Here is a 17,932-nt window from a genome sequence, read left to right on the forward strand (position 1 = left end):
GACGCACCACCGGCACGTCGTCGGCGACCGGGCACGGACCGGCGGCGCTGTCAGACGCGGGTGACCCGGACGGCGTCGGCCACCACGTAGCCGGTGGTGCTCGTCCAGCGGCTGACCGCGACCAGGTTCCGGTCGCCGGCGGCCAGCCCGAAGGTGCCCAGCGAGCGCCAGACGCCGCCGCTGGAGCGCTGGTCCACGCTGACCGTGCGGTTGCCCGAGGCGGTGACGACGACATGCGGGGCCGAGCTGTTGTAGCCGGGATCGGCCGGGTGCCGCACCTCGACGCGGTAGTTACCGGCCGCCGGGATGTTCACCTTGAACCAGGCGGCGTCGCTGGCCGGCGTGGGGTTGGCGAAGCGGTAGTCGGCCCCGTAGCGCTGGGCGGAGTACGAGGAGGTGCCCCAGTTGGTGCTCGCCGTGAACCGCCCCGCCGTGGCGTTGTCCACGATGGTGCTGAACGTGGGCGGGTTGGGCGCGCTCAGGCCGAGGTAGGCGGCGATGCCCTCGGCGTGGCCACGGGCGGTGGCGGTGATGAAGTCGGCGCGCTTGAGCAGGTTCGAGTCGGCGACGGAGTCAATGAAGAGGTTCTCCGTCAGCACGGCGGGCATGGCCGACTCGCGCAGCATGTGGAAGTTCGCGGTCTTCAGCCCCCGGTCGGTGACCCCACCGATCGTCCGCATGTTGCCGATCACCCTCGGGTGCAGGGCGTTGTGCAGGTTGACGGTGGCGGCGTCCGACGTCGGGTACCGGTAGCTTTCGAAGCCGGTGCCGCCGCCGGAGTTGATGTGCACGCTCACGAGCAGGTTCGCGCCCCACGCGTTGGCGTCGTCGGTGCGGTACGCCAGGCTGCGGGTGATGTCGGTCGTACGGGACATGCGGACGTCGACGGCCCAGTTGGCCAGCAGGATGTTGCGCAGTTGCAGGGAGATGTCGAGTGTCAGGGCCTTCTCCTGCAGCCCGTTGCCCACCGCGCCGGGGTCGGTGCCGCCGTGGCCCGGGTCGATGTAGACCTTGGGCAACGCGGCCCAAGCGGGGCCGGCGACCACGGGGACGGCCGCGGCGCCGGCGACGGCCGCCAGGAGGGTACGCCGCCGCAGCGTCGGGTTGTCGAACATGTGCACCTCGTCATCGGGAGAGATCGACAGTGCCCGCAATATAGTGGAGCCTCGATGCCCGATGAAAGATGTCTACGCCCTCCGATCTGAGTTGCGAAGGATTCCTCCCTCCGCTGGGGACCCGGAGCCCTGGTGACTCCGCTATGCCCCGGGCTCCTTGACGGTTGACCGGTCGATCGACGTGGAGTGCCAGAAACACCCTCCGCTCGGCGACCTGCGTACGCGGACGCGAGCGTGCCTTCGTGGTATTTTCGGCGTCGCTGTGCGCTGCTGCGAACCGAGGAGGTGAGACCGATCAACGCTGTGACAGGTCGGGGCTCCCTCCCTCGCATGGCCTAGGGAGCGCCCGCAAAGGCATCCCGAAAGGCGTGAGCGCTATGCGCTTCAACTCTGCGACGTCGTCGGACGGCGTCCGCGAACAGATGTTCATCCTCGGTGACATTCCCGGCGTGCTGTGGACGGCGGAAGGCGCCGCCGGTACCCGCCCCCTGATCCTGATGGGACACGGCGGCGGCCAGCACAAGAAGGCCCCCGGCATCGTGGCCCGCGCGCGCCGCTTCGTGGCCGAGTGTGACTTCGCGGTGGCGGCGGTGGACGTGCCCGGCCATGGCGACCGGCCGAAGGACGAGGAGTACGACCGGATCGCGACCGAGAACCAGGCTCGCGTGGACGCCGGAGAGGACCTGGCTCCGCTGATCGCTGGTTTCCAGGCGCTCGTGGCCCGCCAGACCGTCCCGGAGTGGCGGGCGGTCCTGGACGCGGTCCAGGATCTTGTTTACGTCGGTGCCGGCCCGGTGGGCTACTGGGGTGTGTCATTGGGCTGCGGACTCGGCGTGCCGTTCGTCGCCGCCGAACCCCGCGTCCGCGCGGCGGTGCTGGGCCTGGGCGGTGCGTTGGCATCCGCCCAGGCCGCCGCGCGGATCACCGTCCCGGTGGAGTTCCTGCTGCAGTGGGACGATGAGCGGGTGCCGCGGGCCCAGGGCTTGGCACTGTTCGACGCCTTGGCTTCGACCGAGAAGACCCTGCACGCCAACCCCGGCAGGCACGGCGAGATCCCGGCGTTCGAGCTGGACAGTGCGCTACGGTTCTTCGCCCGGCACCTCGGCCGATAACGCCCGCGGTCCGCGACGCGCCGATCGGGGTCCGTTCCCGGTCGGCGCGTCCCCCCAACTTCTGAGGGCCGATCATCGGCGGCGGCGCGCTCACGCAGGTCCTGATAGCCGATCATCGGCGGGTGGCCGCTCACGCGTGGTCAGCGCTGAGCAGATTCCCACCACACCAGATTGGCCGCCACCTGCGCCGTCGGCTCGATGATCTCCCATCCCTCGGCGATCAGCCCGTCGTCGATCCGCCAGATGTCGACGACCGCGATCTCCGGTCCCGCATCGGGAAGCCAGCGCCGCGAGTACACCACGACATGATCACCGTCGGCCAGCATCTGATGGATCTCGACCTGCATGCCGGCGAGGGGCGCCAGCGCGGCGCGGACGGCGGCGAGCCACTCCTTCCTGGTCGATGTGGTCGAGCCCGGTCTGTGGTGGACGAAGTCGTCGCTCAGGAACCGTGCGAGCGCGTCCACGTCGCCCGTCTCGATGAGCCCGGTCAGCGCCTGTTGGACGATGCTCTTGTTCTCGATGGTCACAGACGCAGTGTTTCCGCGACCACTTCGATTGTCGATGAAGTCGGACTTCATGGCGTCCGCCGCGACGACGGGTACGCTTCGTGATCGTGCACACGGTCGGGGAGCTCCTGCGGCAGTGGCGGCACCGGCGGGGACTCAGCCAACTGGATCTCGCGATCGCGGCGGACGTCTCGGCCCGTCATGTCAGCCTGGTCGAGACGGGCAGGTCCAAGCCGAGCGCCGACATGATCCTCAGACTCGCGGATCAACTCCACGTGCCGCTGCGGGATCGCAACCGGCTCCTGCTCGCCGGCGGCTTCGCACCCCGGTACGCCGAGCGTCCGCTCGACGACGGCGCCTTGGCGGCCGTCCGCGACGCCGTCCGCCGGGTCCTGCGCGCACACGAGCCGTACCCGGCGGTGGTCTTCGATCGCCGGTGGAACATCGTGATGACCAATCGCGCTGTCGACCCGTTCTTCGCGCAGGCGGATCCCGACCTGCTGCGGCCGCCAGTCAACCTGGTGCGGCTGGGACTGCACCCGCGCGGGTTCGCCCGCATCGTCGTCAACCTCGCCGACGTGCGCGCGGTGTTCCGCAGCCGCATCTCCCGCCAGCTCGCCGCTGCTCCCGACCCCGAACTCGCCGCACTCTACGAAGAGCTGTTGGCGCCCGAGCCCGGCGAAGAGTCGAGCCGTGGGATCGACACGGGCGTCGTGATCCCCATGATCCTCCGCGTCGGCGGACGGGAGCTACGGCTGTTCTCGACCATCACCACGTTCGGCACACCGACGGACATCACGGTCGACGAGATCGCGATCGAGTCCTACTACCCGGCAGACGCGGAGAGTGCGGCGTACTTCACGAAGTAGCGCGCCCGCCGGGCGATCGACACCGCCTCCGGGCCCGACCTGCGGACCCGGGCGCCCCGACACCGCCCCGGACCGCGTTCGCGCAGCCCGGGACGGGTACGGCGTCACTTGGCGTTGAAGTAGCTGGCCTCCGGGTGGTGCACCACGATCGCGTCGGTCGCCTGCTCCGGCATCAGCTGGAACTCCTCCGACAACTGCACGCCGATCCGCTCCGCGCCCAGCAGCTCCACGATCTTCGCCCGGTCCTCCAGGTCCGGGCAGGCCGGGTAGCCGAACGCGTACCGGCAGCCCCGGTAGTCCGTGCGCAGCAGACCCGCCAGGTCCGCCGGATCGTCGTCGGCCACCGTACGACCGCCGGGCAGGGTCAGCTCGGCGCGGATCCGCCGGTGCCAGTACTCCGCGAGCGCTTCGGTGAGCTGCACGGACAGCCCGTGCACCTCCAGGTAGTCGCGGTACTCGTTGCGGGCGAACATCTTCGCCGTGTACTCGCTGATCGGATGCCCCACCGTGACCAGCTGCAACGCCACCACGTCCAGCTCGTCGCCGCGCGGGCGGAAGAAGTCGGCCAGGCAGAGCCGCCGCTCCTGCCGCTGCCGGGGGAAGGAGAACCGCGCCCGCTCGGAGTGCCCGTTCTCGTCCAGCACCACCAGGTCGTTGCCCTCGGCGTACGCCGGGAAGTAGCCGTACACCACGGCCGCCTCCAGCACCTGGTCGGCGATCAGCCGGTCCAGCCAGTAGCGCAGCCGGGGCCGGCCCTCGGTCTCCACCAGCTCCTCATAGGACGGCCCCTGCCCGCTACGGGCGCCCCGCAGGCCCCACTGCCCGAGGAACGTGGCCCGCTCGTCGAGCAGCGCCGCGTAGTCGGCCAGCGGCACGCCCTTGACCACCCGCGTGCCCAGGAACGGCGGGGCGGGCACCTCCACGTCGGTGGCCACGTCGGAGCGCACCGACGCGTCGTCCAGCTCCGGCAACGACTCGCTGACGATCGCCCGCTGCCGCTCACGGCGCGCCCGGCGGGCCGCCAGGGCCGCCTCCCGCTCCGCGTCGATGACCGGCGCGCCGCCGCGCTTGGCCGTCATCACCCGGTCCATCAGTGACAGTCCCTCGAAGGCGTCGCGGGCGTAGTGCACCTGGCCGGGGAACATCGCCCGCAGGTCGTCCTCGACGTACGCCCGGGTCAGCGCCGCCCCGCCCAGCAGGACCGGCCAGCGTTCCGCGACCCCGCGCGACGCCATCTCGGCGAGGTTCTCCTTCATGATCACGGTGCTCTTGACGAGCAGCCCCGACATGCCGATCGCGTCGGCCCGGTGCTGCTCGGCGGCCTCCAGGATCGCGCTGATCGGCTGCTTGATGCCGATGTTGACGACCTCGTAGCCGTTGTTGGACAGGATGATGTCGACCAGGTTCTTGCCGATGTCGTGCACGTCGCCGCGCACCGTGGCCAGCACGATGCGGCCCTTGCCGCCGTCCTCGGCGGTCTCCATGTGCGGCTCCAGGTACGCCACCGCGGTCTTCATCACCTCGGCGGACTGGAGCACGAACGGCAACTGCATCTGCCCCGAGCCGAACAGCTCGCCGACGACCTTCATGCCGTCGAGCAGGATGTCGTTGATGATGGACAGCGGGCTGCGCCCCTGCGCCATCGCCGTGTCCAGGTCGACCTCGAGGCCGTTGCGTTCGCCGTCGATGATCCGCCGCTTCAGCCGCTCCTCCAGCGGCAGGGCGGCCAACTCCTCCGCCCGCCCCGCCCGCGCCGACGCGGCGTCCACGCCCTCGAAGATCTCGATGAACCTCTGCACCGGGTCGTAGCCCTCGCGGCGCCGGTCGTAGACCAGGTCCAGCGCCACCTCCCGCTGCTCGTCGGGGATCTTGTTGAACGGCAGGATCTTGCTGGCGTGCACGATGGCGCTGGTCAGACCCGCCTCGCGGCACTCGTGCAGGAACACCGAGTTGAGCACCTGCCGGGCAGCCGGGTTGAGCCCGAAGGAGACGTTGGAGATGCCGAGGGTGAAGTTGACCCCCGGCCAGCGGCGGGCGATCTCCCGGATCGCCTCGATCGTCTCGATGCCGTCGCGCCGGGTCTCCTCCTGGCCGGTGGCGATCGGGAACGTCAGCGCGTCGATCAGGATGTCCTCGCGGTCCATCCCCCACCGCCCGGTGAGGTCGTCGATCAGCCGGCCCGCGACCCGCACCTTCCAGTCGGCGGTGCGCGCCTGCCCCTCCTCGTCGATGAGCAGCGCCACCACGGCCGCCCCGTGCTCCTTGACGATGGGCATCACCCGGGCGTAGCGGGACTCCGGCCCGTCGCCGTCCTCGAAGTTGACCGAGTTGACCACGCACCGGCCGCCGAGCATCTCCAGCCCCGCCTCGACGACCGCCGGCTCGGTCGAGTCCAGCATGATCGGCAGGGTCGAGGCGGTGGCGAACCGGCCGGCGAGCTCGCGCATGTCCCGCGTACCGTCGCGGCCGACGTAGTCGACGCAGAGGTCCAGCAGGTGCGAGCCGTCGCGGGCCTGGCTGCGGGCGATCTCGACGCAGGCCCGCCAGTCGCCGGCGAGCATGGCCTCGCGGAACGCCTTGGAGCCGTTGGCGTTGGTCCGCTCCCCCACCATCAGCAGGGAGGCGTCCTGGGCGAACGGCACCGGGTGGTACACCGACGACACGCCCGCCTCGTGCCGCGGCTCGCGCGCCGCGGGGCGCGTGCCGTGCAGGCGCTCGGACAGGACCCGCACGTGCTCGGGGGTGGTGCCGCAGCAGCCGCCGACGAGCGAGACGCCGTACTCGGTGACGAACCGCTCCAGGGCGTCGGCAAGCTCGACGGGGGTCAGCGGGAAGTACGCCCCGTCCGCGGTCAGCACCGGCAGGCCCGCGTTCGGCATCACCGACAGCGGGATCCGGGAGTGCCGGGAGAGGTAGCGCAGGTGCTCGCCCATCTCGGCCGGCCCGGTCGAGCAGTTCAGCCCGATCAGGTCGACCCCGAGCGGCTCGATGGCCGCCAGCGCCGCCCCGATCTCGCTGCCGACCAGCATGGTGCCGGTGGTCTCCACGGCGACGTGGCAGATGATCGGGACCGGTCGGCCGAGCCTTGCCATGGCCCGCTTCGAGCCGACCACCGCGGCCTTGACCTGGAGCAGGTCCTGGCACGTCTCGACGATCAACGCGTCCGATCCGCCCTCGATCAGGCCCTCGGCGTTCTCCTGGTAGGCGTCGCGCAGGGTCGCGTAGTCGGCGTGCCCGAGGGTGGGCAGCTTGGTGCCCGGGCCGATCGAGCCCAGCACGAAGCGGGGCCGCTCCGGCGTGGCGTACGCGTCGGCGGCCTCCCGGGCGAGGCGGGCCCCGGCCTCGGAGAGCTCCCGGATGCGGTGCTGGATGTCGTACTCACCCAGGTTGGCCAGGTTGGCCCCGAACGTGTTGGTCTCGACACAGTCGGCGCCCGCCGCCAGGTACGCCTCGTGCACCCCGCGTACGACGTCCGGCCGGGTCACGTTGAGCACCTCGTTGCAGCCCTCGTAGCCCTCGAAGTCGTCCAGGGTGAGGTCGGCCGCCTGCAGCATCGTGCCCATGGCGCCGTCGGCGACGAGAATCCGGTCTGCCAGTACGTCGAGCAATGAGGTCCGCACGGGATCAGGTTAGTGCCGACGCGACGCGACCGATCCCCCCGTACGCGCCTTCCCACATTGTGTCAGCGGGATCACGCTGTCCGGTTCATCGTGGTATGGCCGGCCACCCCCGGGCACGACCGGCGCGGCCGACGGGCCGCATCCCGCCCCGACACGTAGGCTGGCGGACGTGAAGGACTACAGCGACAGCACCACGCCCGGCGGGCGGACGACCGGGTCCGGTCCCGGCGCCGGCCCCGACGAGCAGGGTGAGGTGACGGCGTGACCGAGTTCGACGGACTGCCGGTGCTGCGGTCCCCCGTGGCGATCGCCGCGTTCGAGGGCTGGAACGACGCCGCCGACGCGTCCACCGCCGCGGTCGAGCACCTGGAACAGGTGTGGCAGGCCCGGCAGGTCACCGAACTGGACCCGGAGGACTTCTACGACTTCCAGGTCAGCCGGCCCACCATCACCATGGCCGAGGGCGAGACCCGCCGGGTCGAGTGGCCCACGACGCGCTTCATGGTGGCCAGCCCCGAGGGCACGGAGCGGGACGTCGTGCTGATCCGGGGCATCGAGCCGAGCATGCGCTGGCGCACCTTCTGCGAGCAGGTGCTGGAGATCTGCCACAGCCTGGAGGTCGAGCGGGTGGTCGTGCTCGGCGCGCTGCTGGCCGACGTGCCGTACACCCGGCCGCTGCCGATCAGCGGCAGCGCCTCCGACGCGGAGGCCGCCCAGCGCTACCAGCTCACCCCCACCCGCTACGACGGGCCGACCGGGATCGTCGGCGTGCTGCACGACGCCTGCAACAAGGCCGAGGTCGACGCCGTCTCGTTCTGGGTGCACGTGCCGCACTACGCCAACAACCCGCCCTGCCCCAAGGCCACCCTCGCCCTGCTGCACCGCGTCGAGGAGGTGCTCGACCTGCCGGTGCCCATGGCCGACCTGGCCGAGGAGGCCGCCGAGTGGGAGCAGCGGGTGCGCAGCGCCGCCGAGCAGGACGCCGAGCTCGGCGAGTACGTGCGCGAGCTGGAGGAACGCGTCGGCGACGCGGGCATCACCCCGCTGACCGGTGACGAGATCGCCCAGGAGTTCGAGAAGTACCTGCGCCGCCGCGGCGGCTCGGCCGGCCCCACCGCCGGTTCCTGGTAGCACCCACCGCCTGCCCGTCGGGCCCCGGACGCGACGCGTCCGGGGCCCGAGTGTCTTCCCGCCGCGTGGGTTTCGCGTGTCCGGGGTGGCGCCGTCACCACCTCTACGGCATCCTAGGAACCTAGCTGTCATCGAGGAGGCGGGCATGCAGATCAATCCGGGGGCGGCCGAGTTCCCGCACCGGCAGATCGCCGCGCAGCTCAAGGCCCAGATCCGCCGCGGCGACTGGGGTCCGGGCGAGCGGCTGCCGTCCATCCCGGCCGTCGCCGAGATGTTCGGCGTGGCGAAGCAGACCGTGCAGCGCGCCGTCGACCAACTGCGGGTTGAGGGCATCCTGATCACCAAGCCCGGCTCCGGGACGTACGTCCGGGGCACCCGGCGGCGGCTCAACCGGCTCTCCCGGGGCCGCTACGGCGGCTTCCGCGGCTACCACACCGACCTGGCCGCGCGGTACCGGCAGCAGCTCGTCTCCGTCGGCCGGGCCCCCGCCCCGCCAGAGGTGGCCGACGCGTTCGGCGTGGCCGACGGCACCGACCTGCTCTGCCGGCGCCACCTCGTACGCACCGAGGACTCCCCCGTCGAGGTGGGCGCCTCGTGGTTCCTGCCCGCCGACACCGCCGGAACCTCACTGGAGCGCGCCGAGGCCTTCGGTCGCCCGCTCTACCAGGAGGCCGAGGAGGCCACCGGCCGACGGTACGTCTCCGCCACCGACACCATCAGCGCCCGCCAGCCCAGCCGGGAGGAGGCCGAGATCCTCCAGATCCGCCCCGACACCCCCGTTCTGCACCTGCTGCACGTCGCCTACGACGGCCAGCGCAAGCCCATCGAGGTGGCCCAGGCCACCTGGCCCGGCCCGGTCACCACGCTGACCGAGGAGTACAAGATCCCCGCCCCGGCCCCCGACCCCACCCCGGACCCCGGCCTGGTCCTGGGCTGACCCCCACCCCCGCCCCGTCGACGCGGAGGGGGTGGATCAGAGGTGGAGCCCGAGGAGGGCGTCCAGGGTGGTGGCGAAGAGGGCGGGGGCGGCTGGGTCGTCGGCGTTGCCGGCGAGGGTCGCGTCGGCCCACGCGTCGGCCAGCGCCAGGGCGCCCGGCGAGTCGAGGTCGTCGGCGAGGCGGGCGCGTACGCCGGCCAGGAACTCCCCGCCCGAGGGGCCGGCGGGCGCGGCGGCGGCCCGCCGCCAGCGGTCCAGCCGCTCCTGCGCGGTCGCCAGCAGCTCGTCGGTCCAGGCGCGGTCGGCGCGGTAGTGCCCCGAGAGCAGGGCCAGCCGGACCGCCATCGGGTCGACCTGGTCGGCGCGCAGCCGGGAGACGAAGACCAGGTTGCCCCGGGACTTCGACATCTTCTCGCCGTCCAGGCCGATCATGCCGGCGTGCACGTAGTGGTCGGCGAACGGCGCGACGCCGGTGAGCCGCTCGGCGTGCGCGGCGGAGCACTCGTGGTGGGGGAAGATCAGGTCGTTGCCGCCGCCCTGCACGTCGATCCGGTCACCGAGCAGGTTGAGCGCGATGACCGCGCACTCGATGTGCCAGCCGGGACGCCCGGCGCCCAGCTCGCCGCCCGGCCAGGACGGCTCGCCCTCGCGGGCGCCGCGCCACAGCAGCGGGTCGAGCGGGTCGCGCTTGCCGGCGCGGTCCGGGTCGCCGCCGCGCTCGGGGAAGATCTCCACCATCTGCTCGCGGGTCAGGTTGGACTCGTAGCCGAAGCGGGGCGAGGCGGAGACGTCGAAGTAGACGTCGCCGGTGCCGTCGTCGAGGCGGTACGCGGCACCGTCCTTGAGCAGCAGGAGCACCTTGTCGGCGATGTCGGGGATCGACTCGACCGCGCCGACGTAGTGCGCCGGCGGGATCATCCGCAGCGCCTCCATGTCCTCCCGGAACAGCGCGGTCTCCCGCATCGCCAGGACCTTCCAGTCCTCGCCGTCGCGCTCGGCGCGCTCCAGCAGCGGGTCGTCGATGTCGGTGACGTTCTGCACGTAGTGCACGTCCAGGCCGGCGTCCCGCCACACCCGCTGCACCAGGTCGAACGCGATCATGGTGGCGGCGTGGCCCAGGTGCGTGGCGTCGTACGGGGTGATGCCGCAGACGTACATGGTCGCGGTGCCGCTCGGGTCGCTGGCGTGGGCGCCCTGCCGCGCCGAGTCGAACAACGACAGCGGCTGGCCCCTGCCCGGCAGCCGCGGCACCTCGTGTCCCGCCCAAGAGTCCATGACCGTCAGCCTAACGAGCCGGCGCCGCGCGGCAGGACCGGCCCACAGTGATCAACATGACAGCGCCGCGCGACGGTCGGCCGGCACTCACATGGGGGGCCAGGGCACCGCCGGCCAGTCCTGCGACGGCTGCGGGAACAGGCCGGTGTGCCGCAGCCGGTCGACCCGGGCCGCCACCTCGGCGACCTCCCGGACCGTCAGGTGTTCGGCCAGCTCGGCGCCGAGCGCCCCGGGCAGCTGGCCCGCGAGCGCGTCGAGCATCTCCACGGCGTCCGCCGGCAGTTGCCGGCCGGCCCAGCCCCAGAGCACCGTGCGCAGTTTCTCCTCCACGTGGAAGCTCACCCCGTGGTCGACGCCGTAGATCCGGTCGTCCGCGCCGACCAGCACGTGCCCGCCCTTGCGGTCCGCGTTGTTGATCACGGCGTCGAGCACCGCGAGCCGGGCCAGCCTCGGATCGTCGGCGTGGGCCAGCGCGTACGGCGTGCCGTCGTCGTCGCGCGCCGCGGCGACCGGGAACCAGCGGGGCGGCAGCGCGTCGGCCGGCACGAACCCGACCAGGGGCTCGGCCTCCTCCGGCTCGTCGATCCAGAGCTGGCAGGAGCCGGGCCCGAACGGGCCGTCGCGCAGCACCGTCGGCGGGACCAGGTCCCAGCCGGTGGCCCGGGAGACCACGTACGCCGAGACCTCCCGGCCGGCCAGCGTGCCGTCCGGGAAGTCCCACAGCGGGCGCTCACCGCGCACCGGCTTGTAGACGCAGCGGGCCGTCACCCCGTCGAGGGTCAGGATGCCGCGCAGGGTCGTGTTGGAGGCGTCGACGAGCCGCCCCTCCAGGTCGAGGTGGCCGTCGCGGAGCAACCGGAGCGCGGCCTCACCGTCCTGTCGGGGTTGCAGGTCCGACGACGTCACCGGTGGTAACCGTTATGGCGCGGGCAGAGGTGACCGGCGGGGTCGAGGGGCTGGCCGCACAGCGGACAGGGCGGCCGGCCGGCGTTGACCACCCGCCGGGCCCGCTCGATGAACTGGCGGGTGGCCTCGGGGGTCAGCCGCACCCGGAGCCGGTCGAGGTCCTCGTCCGGTTCCTCGTCCTCGTCGTCGACGTCCTCGTCGTCGTCGGGCTCGCCGAGGTCGACCTCGGCCTCCGCCTCGCCCACGGCGATGGCCTCGATCACCACGGTCGCGGTGTCGACGTCGAACGCCAGCCCGAGCGTGCCGACCCGGAACTCCTCGTCGACGGGCGTGTCCAGCGGGTCGTTGTCGCCGACGACGGCCACCGGCTCGGGCAGCTCCACGCCGAAGCGGCGCTGCGCCTCGGAGAGCAGCTCCTCGAGCTTCTCGGCGAGCAACGACACCTGGACCTTCTCCAGCGCGACGCTGACCAGCCGGCCACCGCCGCGCGCCTGGAGGAAGAACGTGCGCTCCCCCGGCGGCCCGACCGTCCCGGCGACGAACCGCTCCGGCGGCTCGAAGGCGTGCACCTGGTGGGTCATACCCACGACCCTATCCGGCGCGCCACAGCGCCGCGCACCCCACCGACGTGAATCGCCGCGCGCCCGCCGCGCCCGGCGCACCGCGCGCCGCACCCGGGCGTGGCGGCCGGCCAGACGCCGGTCCCGCGCCCCAGCGTCGCGGACGGGACTCCCGGCCCGCACCGGCGCGCGGACTCCTCGTCGGCCGGGGCGAGCGTCGCGGGCGGGACGGCCGCCACGCCCAGGCACCGCCCCGCCGGACGCGGCGCCCTGCGGCGAGGCCGCGGGTCGGGTCGCCGCCGGCCCGTCACCGGCCCGCCCCCGCGCCGCCGCCGACCGGCGCGTCGGAGTCGGCCGCCCCGGCCGCCCGCGTCGCCCGTCGGCGGCGCTTTCGCGGCGGCGGCACCAACCCGGCGAGGTCGCCGCCGGTGTCGTTGAGCCGCAGCAGGAACGGCCGCAGCGGCGTGTAGCGGATCGCCGTCACCGAGGCCGGATCGGCCACGATCCGCTGGAACAGATCCAGGTGTACGCCGAGCGCGTCGGCGACGATCGCCTTGATCACGTCGCCGTGGCTGCACGCCAGCCAGACCGCCTCGGGGCCGTGCTCCGCCGTGATCCGGGCGTCCCACGTACGCACCGCGGTGACCGCCCGCGCGGCCATCGCGGCCATCGCCTCCCCCTCGGGGAAGACCGCGGCGCTCGGATGCTGCTGGACCACCGGCCAGAGTGGCTCCTTCGCCAGCTTCTTCAGCGGCTGCCCCTCCCAGGCGCCGTAGCCGCACTCGATCAGCCCCTCCTCCACCACCGGGGCGGCCCCGGGCAACGCCAGCTCCAGGGTTTGCCGGCACCGGATCAGCGGGCTGGTCACCACCGCCGCGAGCGGCACCGCCCGCAGCCGCTCGCCGGCCGCGCTCGCCTGGGCCCGGCCCGTCTCATCCAGTTCCACGGGCTGACGGCCGGCCAGCCCGCCGTCGGCGTTCGCGGTCGTCCGGCCGTGTCGCAGAAGCAGAAGGGTCGCCACGGGACCACCCTATGACCTGTGTCCGGCCACGGGTGCCTCCCCGGTGCGCGGTATGGCCCGCGCTCCCCCATCTGCGCTACGGCCCCGGGCCCGACCCACCTCGACGGCGCTGACCGCCCCATCGACGATGGCAGTCCCACACCGGGCATAACACCCGCGGCCCGCACTTATCCCGCGCTTATCCCGCACCGCCCCCGCGTCTGCCGGCCCCGCGCCCACACCGCGTCGGCGTCGGCGTCGGCGTCGGCGTCGGCGTCGGCGTCGGCGTCGGCGTCGGCGTCGGCGTCGGCGTCGGCAGATCTTGGAACGAGAGTGCCCCTCCAGGGGCCGATCCTCGCCAAGATCTCGCAACCGGGGCCGGCCCGACAGGCTCGGCTGACCATTGACCATGCCCGGAAGCCACCAACGGACATCACCGACACCCACATGTCGGGTTCATCCCCTGACACGCGGCTTCGCCGCCCCTCCACCCCGACCGACACCAATCCGGAGCGCCCACCGCAACCCCACCAGACCCAGCCGAAACGAGTCGACAACGATACGCATGTCCGGTTCGCGGTGTGACCGGGAGCATCGTGGGGGCGGAATCGTGGCCGGCCCCGGGTCGTTACACCATGCGTACGACCGAGCAAGGCACGCCCCGCCTCCCGGGCAGGTGGCCAGCCCGGGCCCCGGAATGATGGCGGCCGGCCGGTCGTTACACATGGTCCCGGCCCACGTGCAGGGCATCCCCTCCGCCCCACGCGGCCGACTCTGATCTTTCCTCCGGCAGGCCGCCGGAGGTTCCCCGTTGTTCATCGAGCGCCGGACGGTGCTTGCACCCGCACACAGAGCCGATCCCCCTTCGGTGTGCGGTGCCAACCCCCGAATGGAGCGTCCCCCATGAACACGTTCATTCGTAACAGCGTTCTCGGTATTGCTGGTCTCGCGTTCGCCGGTGGTGTGGCCGCCGGCCCGATGACCGACAGCACCCCGACGACTGTCGACACCACGCCCGTGGCGGCTGTGGCCATGCAGGCTGACAAGCCGGCCGTGGACAAGGGCAAGCTGGTCCCGCACGGTGTGCAGGGCGCCCAGTCGCGCATCGACCTGTCCGACGAGCAGGTCGACAACGTCAAGGCGATCATCGCGGCGACGAAGAAGGCCGGCATGGACGAGCGCGCCGCCGTCGTCTCCATCGCGACGGCCCTGCAGGAGTCGAAGCTGGAGAACCTGGGTCACCTGGGTGACCGCAACGACCACGACTCGCAGGGCCTGTTCCAGCAGCGCCCGTCCTCCGGTTGGGGCACGGTCGAGCAGATCACCGACCCCGAGTACTCGACCACGGCGTTCCTGAAGGGCCTCAAGCAGGTCGACGGGTGGCAGGACATGCCCCTGACCAAGGCCGCGCAGACCGTGCAGGTGTCGGCCTACCCCGACCACTACGCCCAGTGGGAGCAGCAGGCCGCCGACCTCGTCACCGAGCACTGGAACAGCTGACCTGACCCCAGAGACTTTCCACCACCACAAGGGGGACCGCTGGCCGGCACCGATCAATCGGTGCCGGCCTGCGGCACATCCACCACGACACAACCACCACCCCACGGCCGACGCCCCGACAGGGGCGCCGGCCGCTGGCATCTCCACCACCAGATCTTGGACAGTTGCCGCTCACACCAAACGACAACCGTCCAAGATCTCGACGTAAGGACGGCGAGCACGACGGACGCAATCCGGCGAGAGAGTGCGGCGCCAGACGCCAAGGCGCCAGGCAGGCAGTGACGGCCGGCGGTGGGTCGGACACGGACCGGCCCCCGTCCGCTGCTGCGGAACGAGGGCCGGTGTGGAGGTGGGTGGCGGATCAGGTGGCGCTGATGGTGCCCGTCATCAGCAGGGCGAGCACCAGGGTGCCCAGCGCTACCCGGTACAGCACGAAGACGTACAGGGTGTGGTGCGCGACGTAGCGCAGCAGCCAGGCGATGGCCGCGTACCCCACGCCGAAGGCGATGATCGTGGCGACGATCATCTGGGCGAGGCTCGGCACCGACGTGCCGGGGGCCGCCGGCTCGAAGACGTCACCGACGCTGAAGATCCCGGACATCACCACCGCCGGGATGGCCAGCAGGAACGAGTAGCGCGCCGCCGCCTCCCGGGTGAGGTTGAGCAGCAGCCCCGCGGTGAGCGTGCCGCCGGAGCGGGACACCCCGGGGATCAGCGCCATCGCCTGGGCGAAACCCATCACCACGCCGTCGCGCATCCGGAAGTTCTCCAGGGTGCGGCTCTGCCGGCCCCAGTACTCCGCGAACGCGAGCACGAACGCGAACACGATCAGGGTGGTGGCCACCAGCCACAGGTTGCGCCCGGCGGTGCGGATCTGGTCCTTGAACAGGAAACCGAACAGCCCGATCGGGATCGAGCCGACGATGACGTACCAGCCCATCCGGTAGTCGAGGCTGGAGCGCACCGACTTGTCCCGGATGCCGACCAGCCACGTCCGGGTGATGCGCCAGATGTCCTTGGCGAAGTAGATCAGCACCGCCGCCTCGGTGCCCAGCTGGGTGACCGCGGTGAACGACGCCCCGGCGTCCTGGTCGAAGAAGATCGCGGAGGTGATCCGCAGGTGACCGGACGAGCTGACCGGGAGGAACTCGGTCAGTCCCTGGACGATGCCCAGGACGATGGCCTCGATCCAGGTCACTCCCCGACTCCCGAGAGGTCCAGCGCCTCGGCGACGGTACGCAGGGTGTGCAGGCCGCTGTCCCGGTCGGCGGCGAACAGGCTCACCGACAGGGTGGTGACGCCGGCGGCCGCGTACTCCCGCATCCGCTCGGCGATGCGCTCCTTCGGGCCCAGCAGCGAGGTGCGGTCGATGAACTCCATCGGCACCGCGGCGGCGGCGTCGCGCTGCCGCTTGGCCAGGTAGAGGTCCTGCACCTCGCGGGCGGCGTCGCCGTAGCCCATCCGGGTGGCGAGCTGGTTGTAGAAGTTCTGCTGGCGGCTGCCCATGCCGCCGACGTAGAGGGCCGCGTACCAGCGGACCAGTTCCGCACAGGTGGCGACGTCGTCGCCGACCACCACGGGCACCGACGGGACCACGTCGAAGCCGGCCAGCTCCTTGCCGGCCTTCGCCCGCCCGGCGCGCACCGAGGCGAGCTGCTCCTCGGCGAACTCGGGGGCGTAGAAGACGGCCAGCCAGCCGTCGGCGATCTCGCCGGCCAGCTCCAGGTTCTTCGGGCCCACGGCCGCGAGGTAGATCGGGATGTGCTCGCGCGGCGGGTGGAAGCCCAGCTTCAGCGCCTTGCCCGGCCCGTCCGGCAGCGGCAGCGTGTAGAACTCGCCGTCGTACGCGACCGACTTGCGCGCCACGGCCAGCTTCACGATGTCCACGAACTCGCGGGTCCGCGCCAGCGGCTTGCCGAACCGCACGCCGTGCCAGCCCTCGGAGACCTGCGGGCCCGACACGCCCAGGCCCAGCCGGAACCGGCCGCCGGAGAGCGCGTCGATGGTGGCCGCCGTCATCGCGGTCATCGCCGGCGTACGGGCGGGGATCTGCATCACCGCGCTGCCCAGGTCGATCCGTTCCGTCTGCCCGGCCATCCAGGCGAGCATGCTCGGCGAGTCGGAGCCGTAGGCCTCCGCCGCCCACACCACCGCGTAGCCGAGCCGGTCCGCCTCCTGGGCGAACGCAAGGTGATCGGCCGGTGTGCTCCACGCCGTCTGGTATCCGAGGCTGAGCCCGAGTCGCACTAGGTCCTCCCCCATCCGCACCACAGGTCGCATCAGGTTACGCAATGCCGGAAGACGGCCCGATCACCGGTCGCCCCCACCGGGGCGTCGCCCGGACGGTCGGAAAGGCGACGCGCCCGACACACTTGACGGCGGCGAGGATATCGGCGGGCCCTGGTTCGAAATAAGGTTCACCCATGCAACAGCGACCGCTCGGCCGAAGCGGGCTGGCGGTTTCGCGGCTCGCGCTCGGCACCATGACCTGGGGCCGGGACACCGACGCCGACGACGCGGCCGCCCAGCTGAAGAGTTTCCTCGACGCGGGCGGCAACCTCATCGACACCGCCGACGTCTACGGCGACGGCGACGCCGAGGCCGTCATCGGGTCGCTGCTGGGTTCCCTGGTGCCCCGCGACGAGCTGCTGATCGCCACGAAGGCGGGGCTGCGTCCGGGCAGCGGCCGACGCCGCGACGGTTCCCGGGGCCACCTGCTGCGTACGCTGGACGCCTCGCTGCGCCGGCTCGGCACGGACCACGTCGACCTGTTCCAGCTGCACGGCTACGACCCGGACACGCCGCTGGAGGAGACGCTCGCGGCGCTCGACCACGCGGTGGCCAGCGGCCGGGTCCGCTACGTCGGGGTGTCGAACTTCGCCGGCTGGCAGACCGCGCGGGCGGCGGCCTGGCAGACCGCCTGGCCGGGGCGCGCCCCGGTGGTGGCCGCGCAGGTGGAGTACTCGCTGTTGGAGCGGGGCGTGGAGCGGGAGGTGCTGCCCGCGTGCGAGGCCCTCGGGCTGGGGGTGCTGCCCTGGTCGCCGCTGGGCCGGGGGGTGCTCACCGGCAAGTACCGCCACGGCCGGCCCGCCGACTCGCGGGCGGCCTCGCCGCACTTCGAGCGGTTCGTCGCCACCTACCTGGAGCCCCGCTGCTCCAGCATCGTGGAGGCGGTCGCCATCGCCGCCGGCGGGCTGGGTGTCTCCCCGACGGAGGTGGCGCTGGCGTGGATCCGCGACCGGCCCGGGGTGGTGGCCCCGATCCTCGGCGCGCGGACGGTCGGGCAACTGCTCGGCGCGCTCCAGGTGGAGCGGGTGACCCTGCCGGACGAGATCGTCACCGCGCTGGACGACGTGTCGGCGGTGCCGGTGGGCTACCCCGAGCGCGACGGCTGACCC

The 17,932-nt window shown here is 72.3% G+C and carries 16 protein-coding genes; 6 read left to right on the forward strand and 10 right to left on the reverse strand.

Translation table 11 applies throughout. The annotated features are described in order from the left end of the window. Positions 1-50 precede the first annotated feature (50 nt). Complete coding sequence (locus ACTMS2_RS24245) at positions 51-1,115, reverse strand: golvesin C-terminal-like domain-containing protein (protein WP_441177450.1); 1,065 nt, start codon at positions 1,113-1,115, stop codon at positions 51-53. Between the two features lie 377 nt (positions 1,116-1,492). On the opposite strand from ACTMS2_RS24245, the gene ACTMS2_RS24250 reads away from it, so the two are divergent. Then, positions 1,493-2,227: a dienelactone hydrolase family protein gene (locus ACTMS2_RS24250; RefSeq protein WP_441177505.1), complete on the forward strand. Its 735-nt coding sequence runs from the start codon at positions 1,493-1,495 to the stop codon at positions 2,225-2,227. A gap of 140 nt (positions 2,228-2,367) precedes the next feature. Here the strand turns inward: ACTMS2_RS24250 and ACTMS2_RS24255 are convergent, their stop codons facing one another. Then, on the reverse strand, positions 2,368-2,757 hold the full coding sequence (locus tag ACTMS2_RS24255) for a nuclear transport factor 2 family protein (protein WP_441177451.1): 390 nt from the start codon (positions 2,755-2,757) through the stop codon (positions 2,368-2,370). Positions 2,758-2,837: 80 nt separating this feature from the next. Here ACTMS2_RS24255 and ACTMS2_RS24260 point away from each other — a divergent pair, with 80 nt between their 5' ends. Next, entirely contained in the window at positions 2,838-3,605 is a 768-nt protein-coding gene (locus ACTMS2_RS24260; RefSeq protein ID WP_441177452.1) for a helix-turn-helix domain-containing protein, read from the forward strand. A 104-nt stretch (positions 3,606-3,709) separates the two neighbouring features. On the opposite strand, the gene metH is transcribed toward ACTMS2_RS24260, so the two are convergent. Continuing rightward, positions 3,710-7,225 (reverse strand): methionine synthase, encoded by a 3,516-nt coding sequence (gene metH, locus ACTMS2_RS24265; RefSeq protein ID WP_441177453.1) that lies wholly within the window; start codon positions 7,223-7,225, stop codon positions 3,710-3,712. Between the two features lie 261 nt (positions 7,226-7,486). On the opposite strand from metH, the gene ACTMS2_RS24270 reads away from it, so the two are divergent. After that, positions 7,487-8,356 carry a PAC2 family protein gene (locus tag ACTMS2_RS24270; protein ID WP_101409578.1) on the forward strand — a complete coding sequence of 290 codons (870 nt, stop codon included), beginning with the start codon at positions 7,487-7,489 and terminating at the stop codon, positions 8,354-8,356. Between the two features lie 145 nt (positions 8,357-8,501). Further along, positions 8,502-9,293, forward strand: a complete 792-nt coding sequence (locus tag ACTMS2_RS24275; protein ID WP_441177454.1) for a GntR family transcriptional regulator — start codon at positions 8,502-8,504, stop codon at positions 9,291-9,293. Positions 9,294-9,329: 36 nt separating this feature from the next. Here the strand turns inward: ACTMS2_RS24275 and mshC are convergent, their stop codons facing one another. From mshC to ACTMS2_RS24300, 5 genes are all read right to left on the reverse strand, one after another. Continuing rightward, the gene (gene mshC, locus ACTMS2_RS24280) at positions 9,330-10,568 is read right to left on the reverse strand and encodes a cysteine--1-D-myo-inosityl 2-amino-2-deoxy-alpha-D-glucopyranoside ligase (protein ID WP_441177455.1); all 1,239 of its coding nucleotides are present in this window, start codon (positions 10,566-10,568) and stop codon (positions 9,330-9,332) included. 87 nt (positions 10,569-10,655) lie between these two features. Further along, on the reverse strand, positions 10,656-11,474 hold the full coding sequence (locus ACTMS2_RS24285) for an SCO1664 family protein (protein WP_441177456.1): 819 nt from the start codon (positions 11,472-11,474) through the stop codon (positions 10,656-10,658). Beyond that, positions 11,471-12,055, reverse strand: coding sequence for a DUF3090 domain-containing protein (locus ACTMS2_RS24290; RefSeq protein ID WP_441177457.1), 585 nt, complete (start codon positions 12,053-12,055; stop codon positions 11,471-11,473). The genes ACTMS2_RS24285 and ACTMS2_RS24290 overlap by 4 nt, the downstream gene beginning before the upstream one ends. Positions 12,056-12,341: 286 nt before the next feature. After that, positions 12,342-13,055: a histidine phosphatase family protein gene (locus tag ACTMS2_RS24295; protein ID WP_441177458.1), complete on the reverse strand. Its 714-nt coding sequence runs from the start codon at positions 13,053-13,055 to the stop codon at positions 12,342-12,344. 167 nt (positions 13,056-13,222) lie between these two features. Further along, entirely contained in the window at positions 13,223-13,396 is a 174-nt protein-coding gene (locus ACTMS2_RS24300) for a hypothetical protein (protein ID WP_441177459.1), read from the reverse strand. Between the two features lie 541 nt (positions 13,397-13,937). Here ACTMS2_RS24300 and ACTMS2_RS24305 point away from each other — a divergent pair. Next, positions 13,938-14,534: a hypothetical protein gene (locus ACTMS2_RS24305; protein WP_441177460.1), complete on the forward strand. Its 597-nt coding sequence runs from the start codon at positions 13,938-13,940 to the stop codon at positions 14,532-14,534. Between the two features lie 361 nt (positions 14,535-14,895). On the opposite strand, the gene ACTMS2_RS24310 is transcribed toward ACTMS2_RS24305, so the two are convergent. Together ACTMS2_RS24310 and ACTMS2_RS24315 are read right to left on the reverse strand one after the other, a co-directional pair. Continuing rightward, a complete protein-coding gene (locus ACTMS2_RS24310) occupies positions 14,896-15,732 on the reverse strand; it encodes an undecaprenyl-diphosphate phosphatase (protein ID WP_089000618.1) in 837 nt (278 codons plus the stop codon). Next, positions 15,729-16,781 (reverse strand): LLM class F420-dependent oxidoreductase, encoded by a 1,053-nt coding sequence (locus ACTMS2_RS24315; protein ID WP_441177506.1) that lies wholly within the window; start codon positions 16,779-16,781, stop codon positions 15,729-15,731. Before ACTMS2_RS24315 ends, ACTMS2_RS24310 begins: the two co-directional genes overlap by 4 nt. Positions 16,782-16,957: 176 nt before the next feature. Between ACTMS2_RS24315 and ACTMS2_RS24320 the strand changes: the two genes are divergently transcribed. Then, positions 16,958-17,929, forward strand: a complete 972-nt coding sequence (locus tag ACTMS2_RS24320) for an aldo/keto reductase (RefSeq protein ID WP_101409569.1) — start codon at positions 16,958-16,960, stop codon at positions 17,927-17,929. Positions 17,930-17,932: the final 3 nt, after the last annotated feature.

The sequence above is a fragment of the Micromonospora sp. SD12 genome, assembly GCF_052068495.1.
In the GTDB taxonomy this organism is placed as follows: domain Bacteria; phylum Actinomycetota; class Actinomycetes; order Mycobacteriales; family Micromonosporaceae; genus Micromonospora; species Micromonospora echinofusca.

Bases quoted from the DNA above. Each gene is read 5' to 3' on its own strand.
- ACTMS2_RS24245 (WP_441177450.1), bottom strand. From the start codon at position 1,115: ATGTTCGACAACCCGACGCTGCGGCGGCGTACCCTCCTGGCGGCCGTC.
- ACTMS2_RS24250 (WP_441177505.1), top strand. From the start codon at position 1,493: ATGCGCTTCAACTCTGCGACGTCGTCGGACGGCGTCCGCGAACAGATG.
- ACTMS2_RS24275 (WP_441177454.1), top strand. From the start codon at position 8,502: ATGCAGATCAATCCGGGGGCGGCCGAGTTCCCGCACCGGCAGATCGCC.
- mshC (WP_441177455.1), bottom strand. From the start codon at position 10,568: ATGGACTCTTGGGCGGGACACGAGGTGCCGCGGCTGCCGGGCAGGGGC.
- ACTMS2_RS24290 (WP_441177457.1), bottom strand. From the start codon at position 12,055: ATGACCCACCAGGTGCACGCCTTCGAGCCGCCGGAGCGGTTCGTCGCC.
- ACTMS2_RS24305 (WP_441177460.1), top strand. From the start codon at position 13,938: ATGAACACGTTCATTCGTAACAGCGTTCTCGGTATTGCTGGTCTCGCG.
- ACTMS2_RS24320 (WP_101409569.1), top strand. From the start codon at position 16,958: ATGCAACAGCGACCGCTCGGCCGAAGCGGGCTGGCGGTTTCGCGGCTC.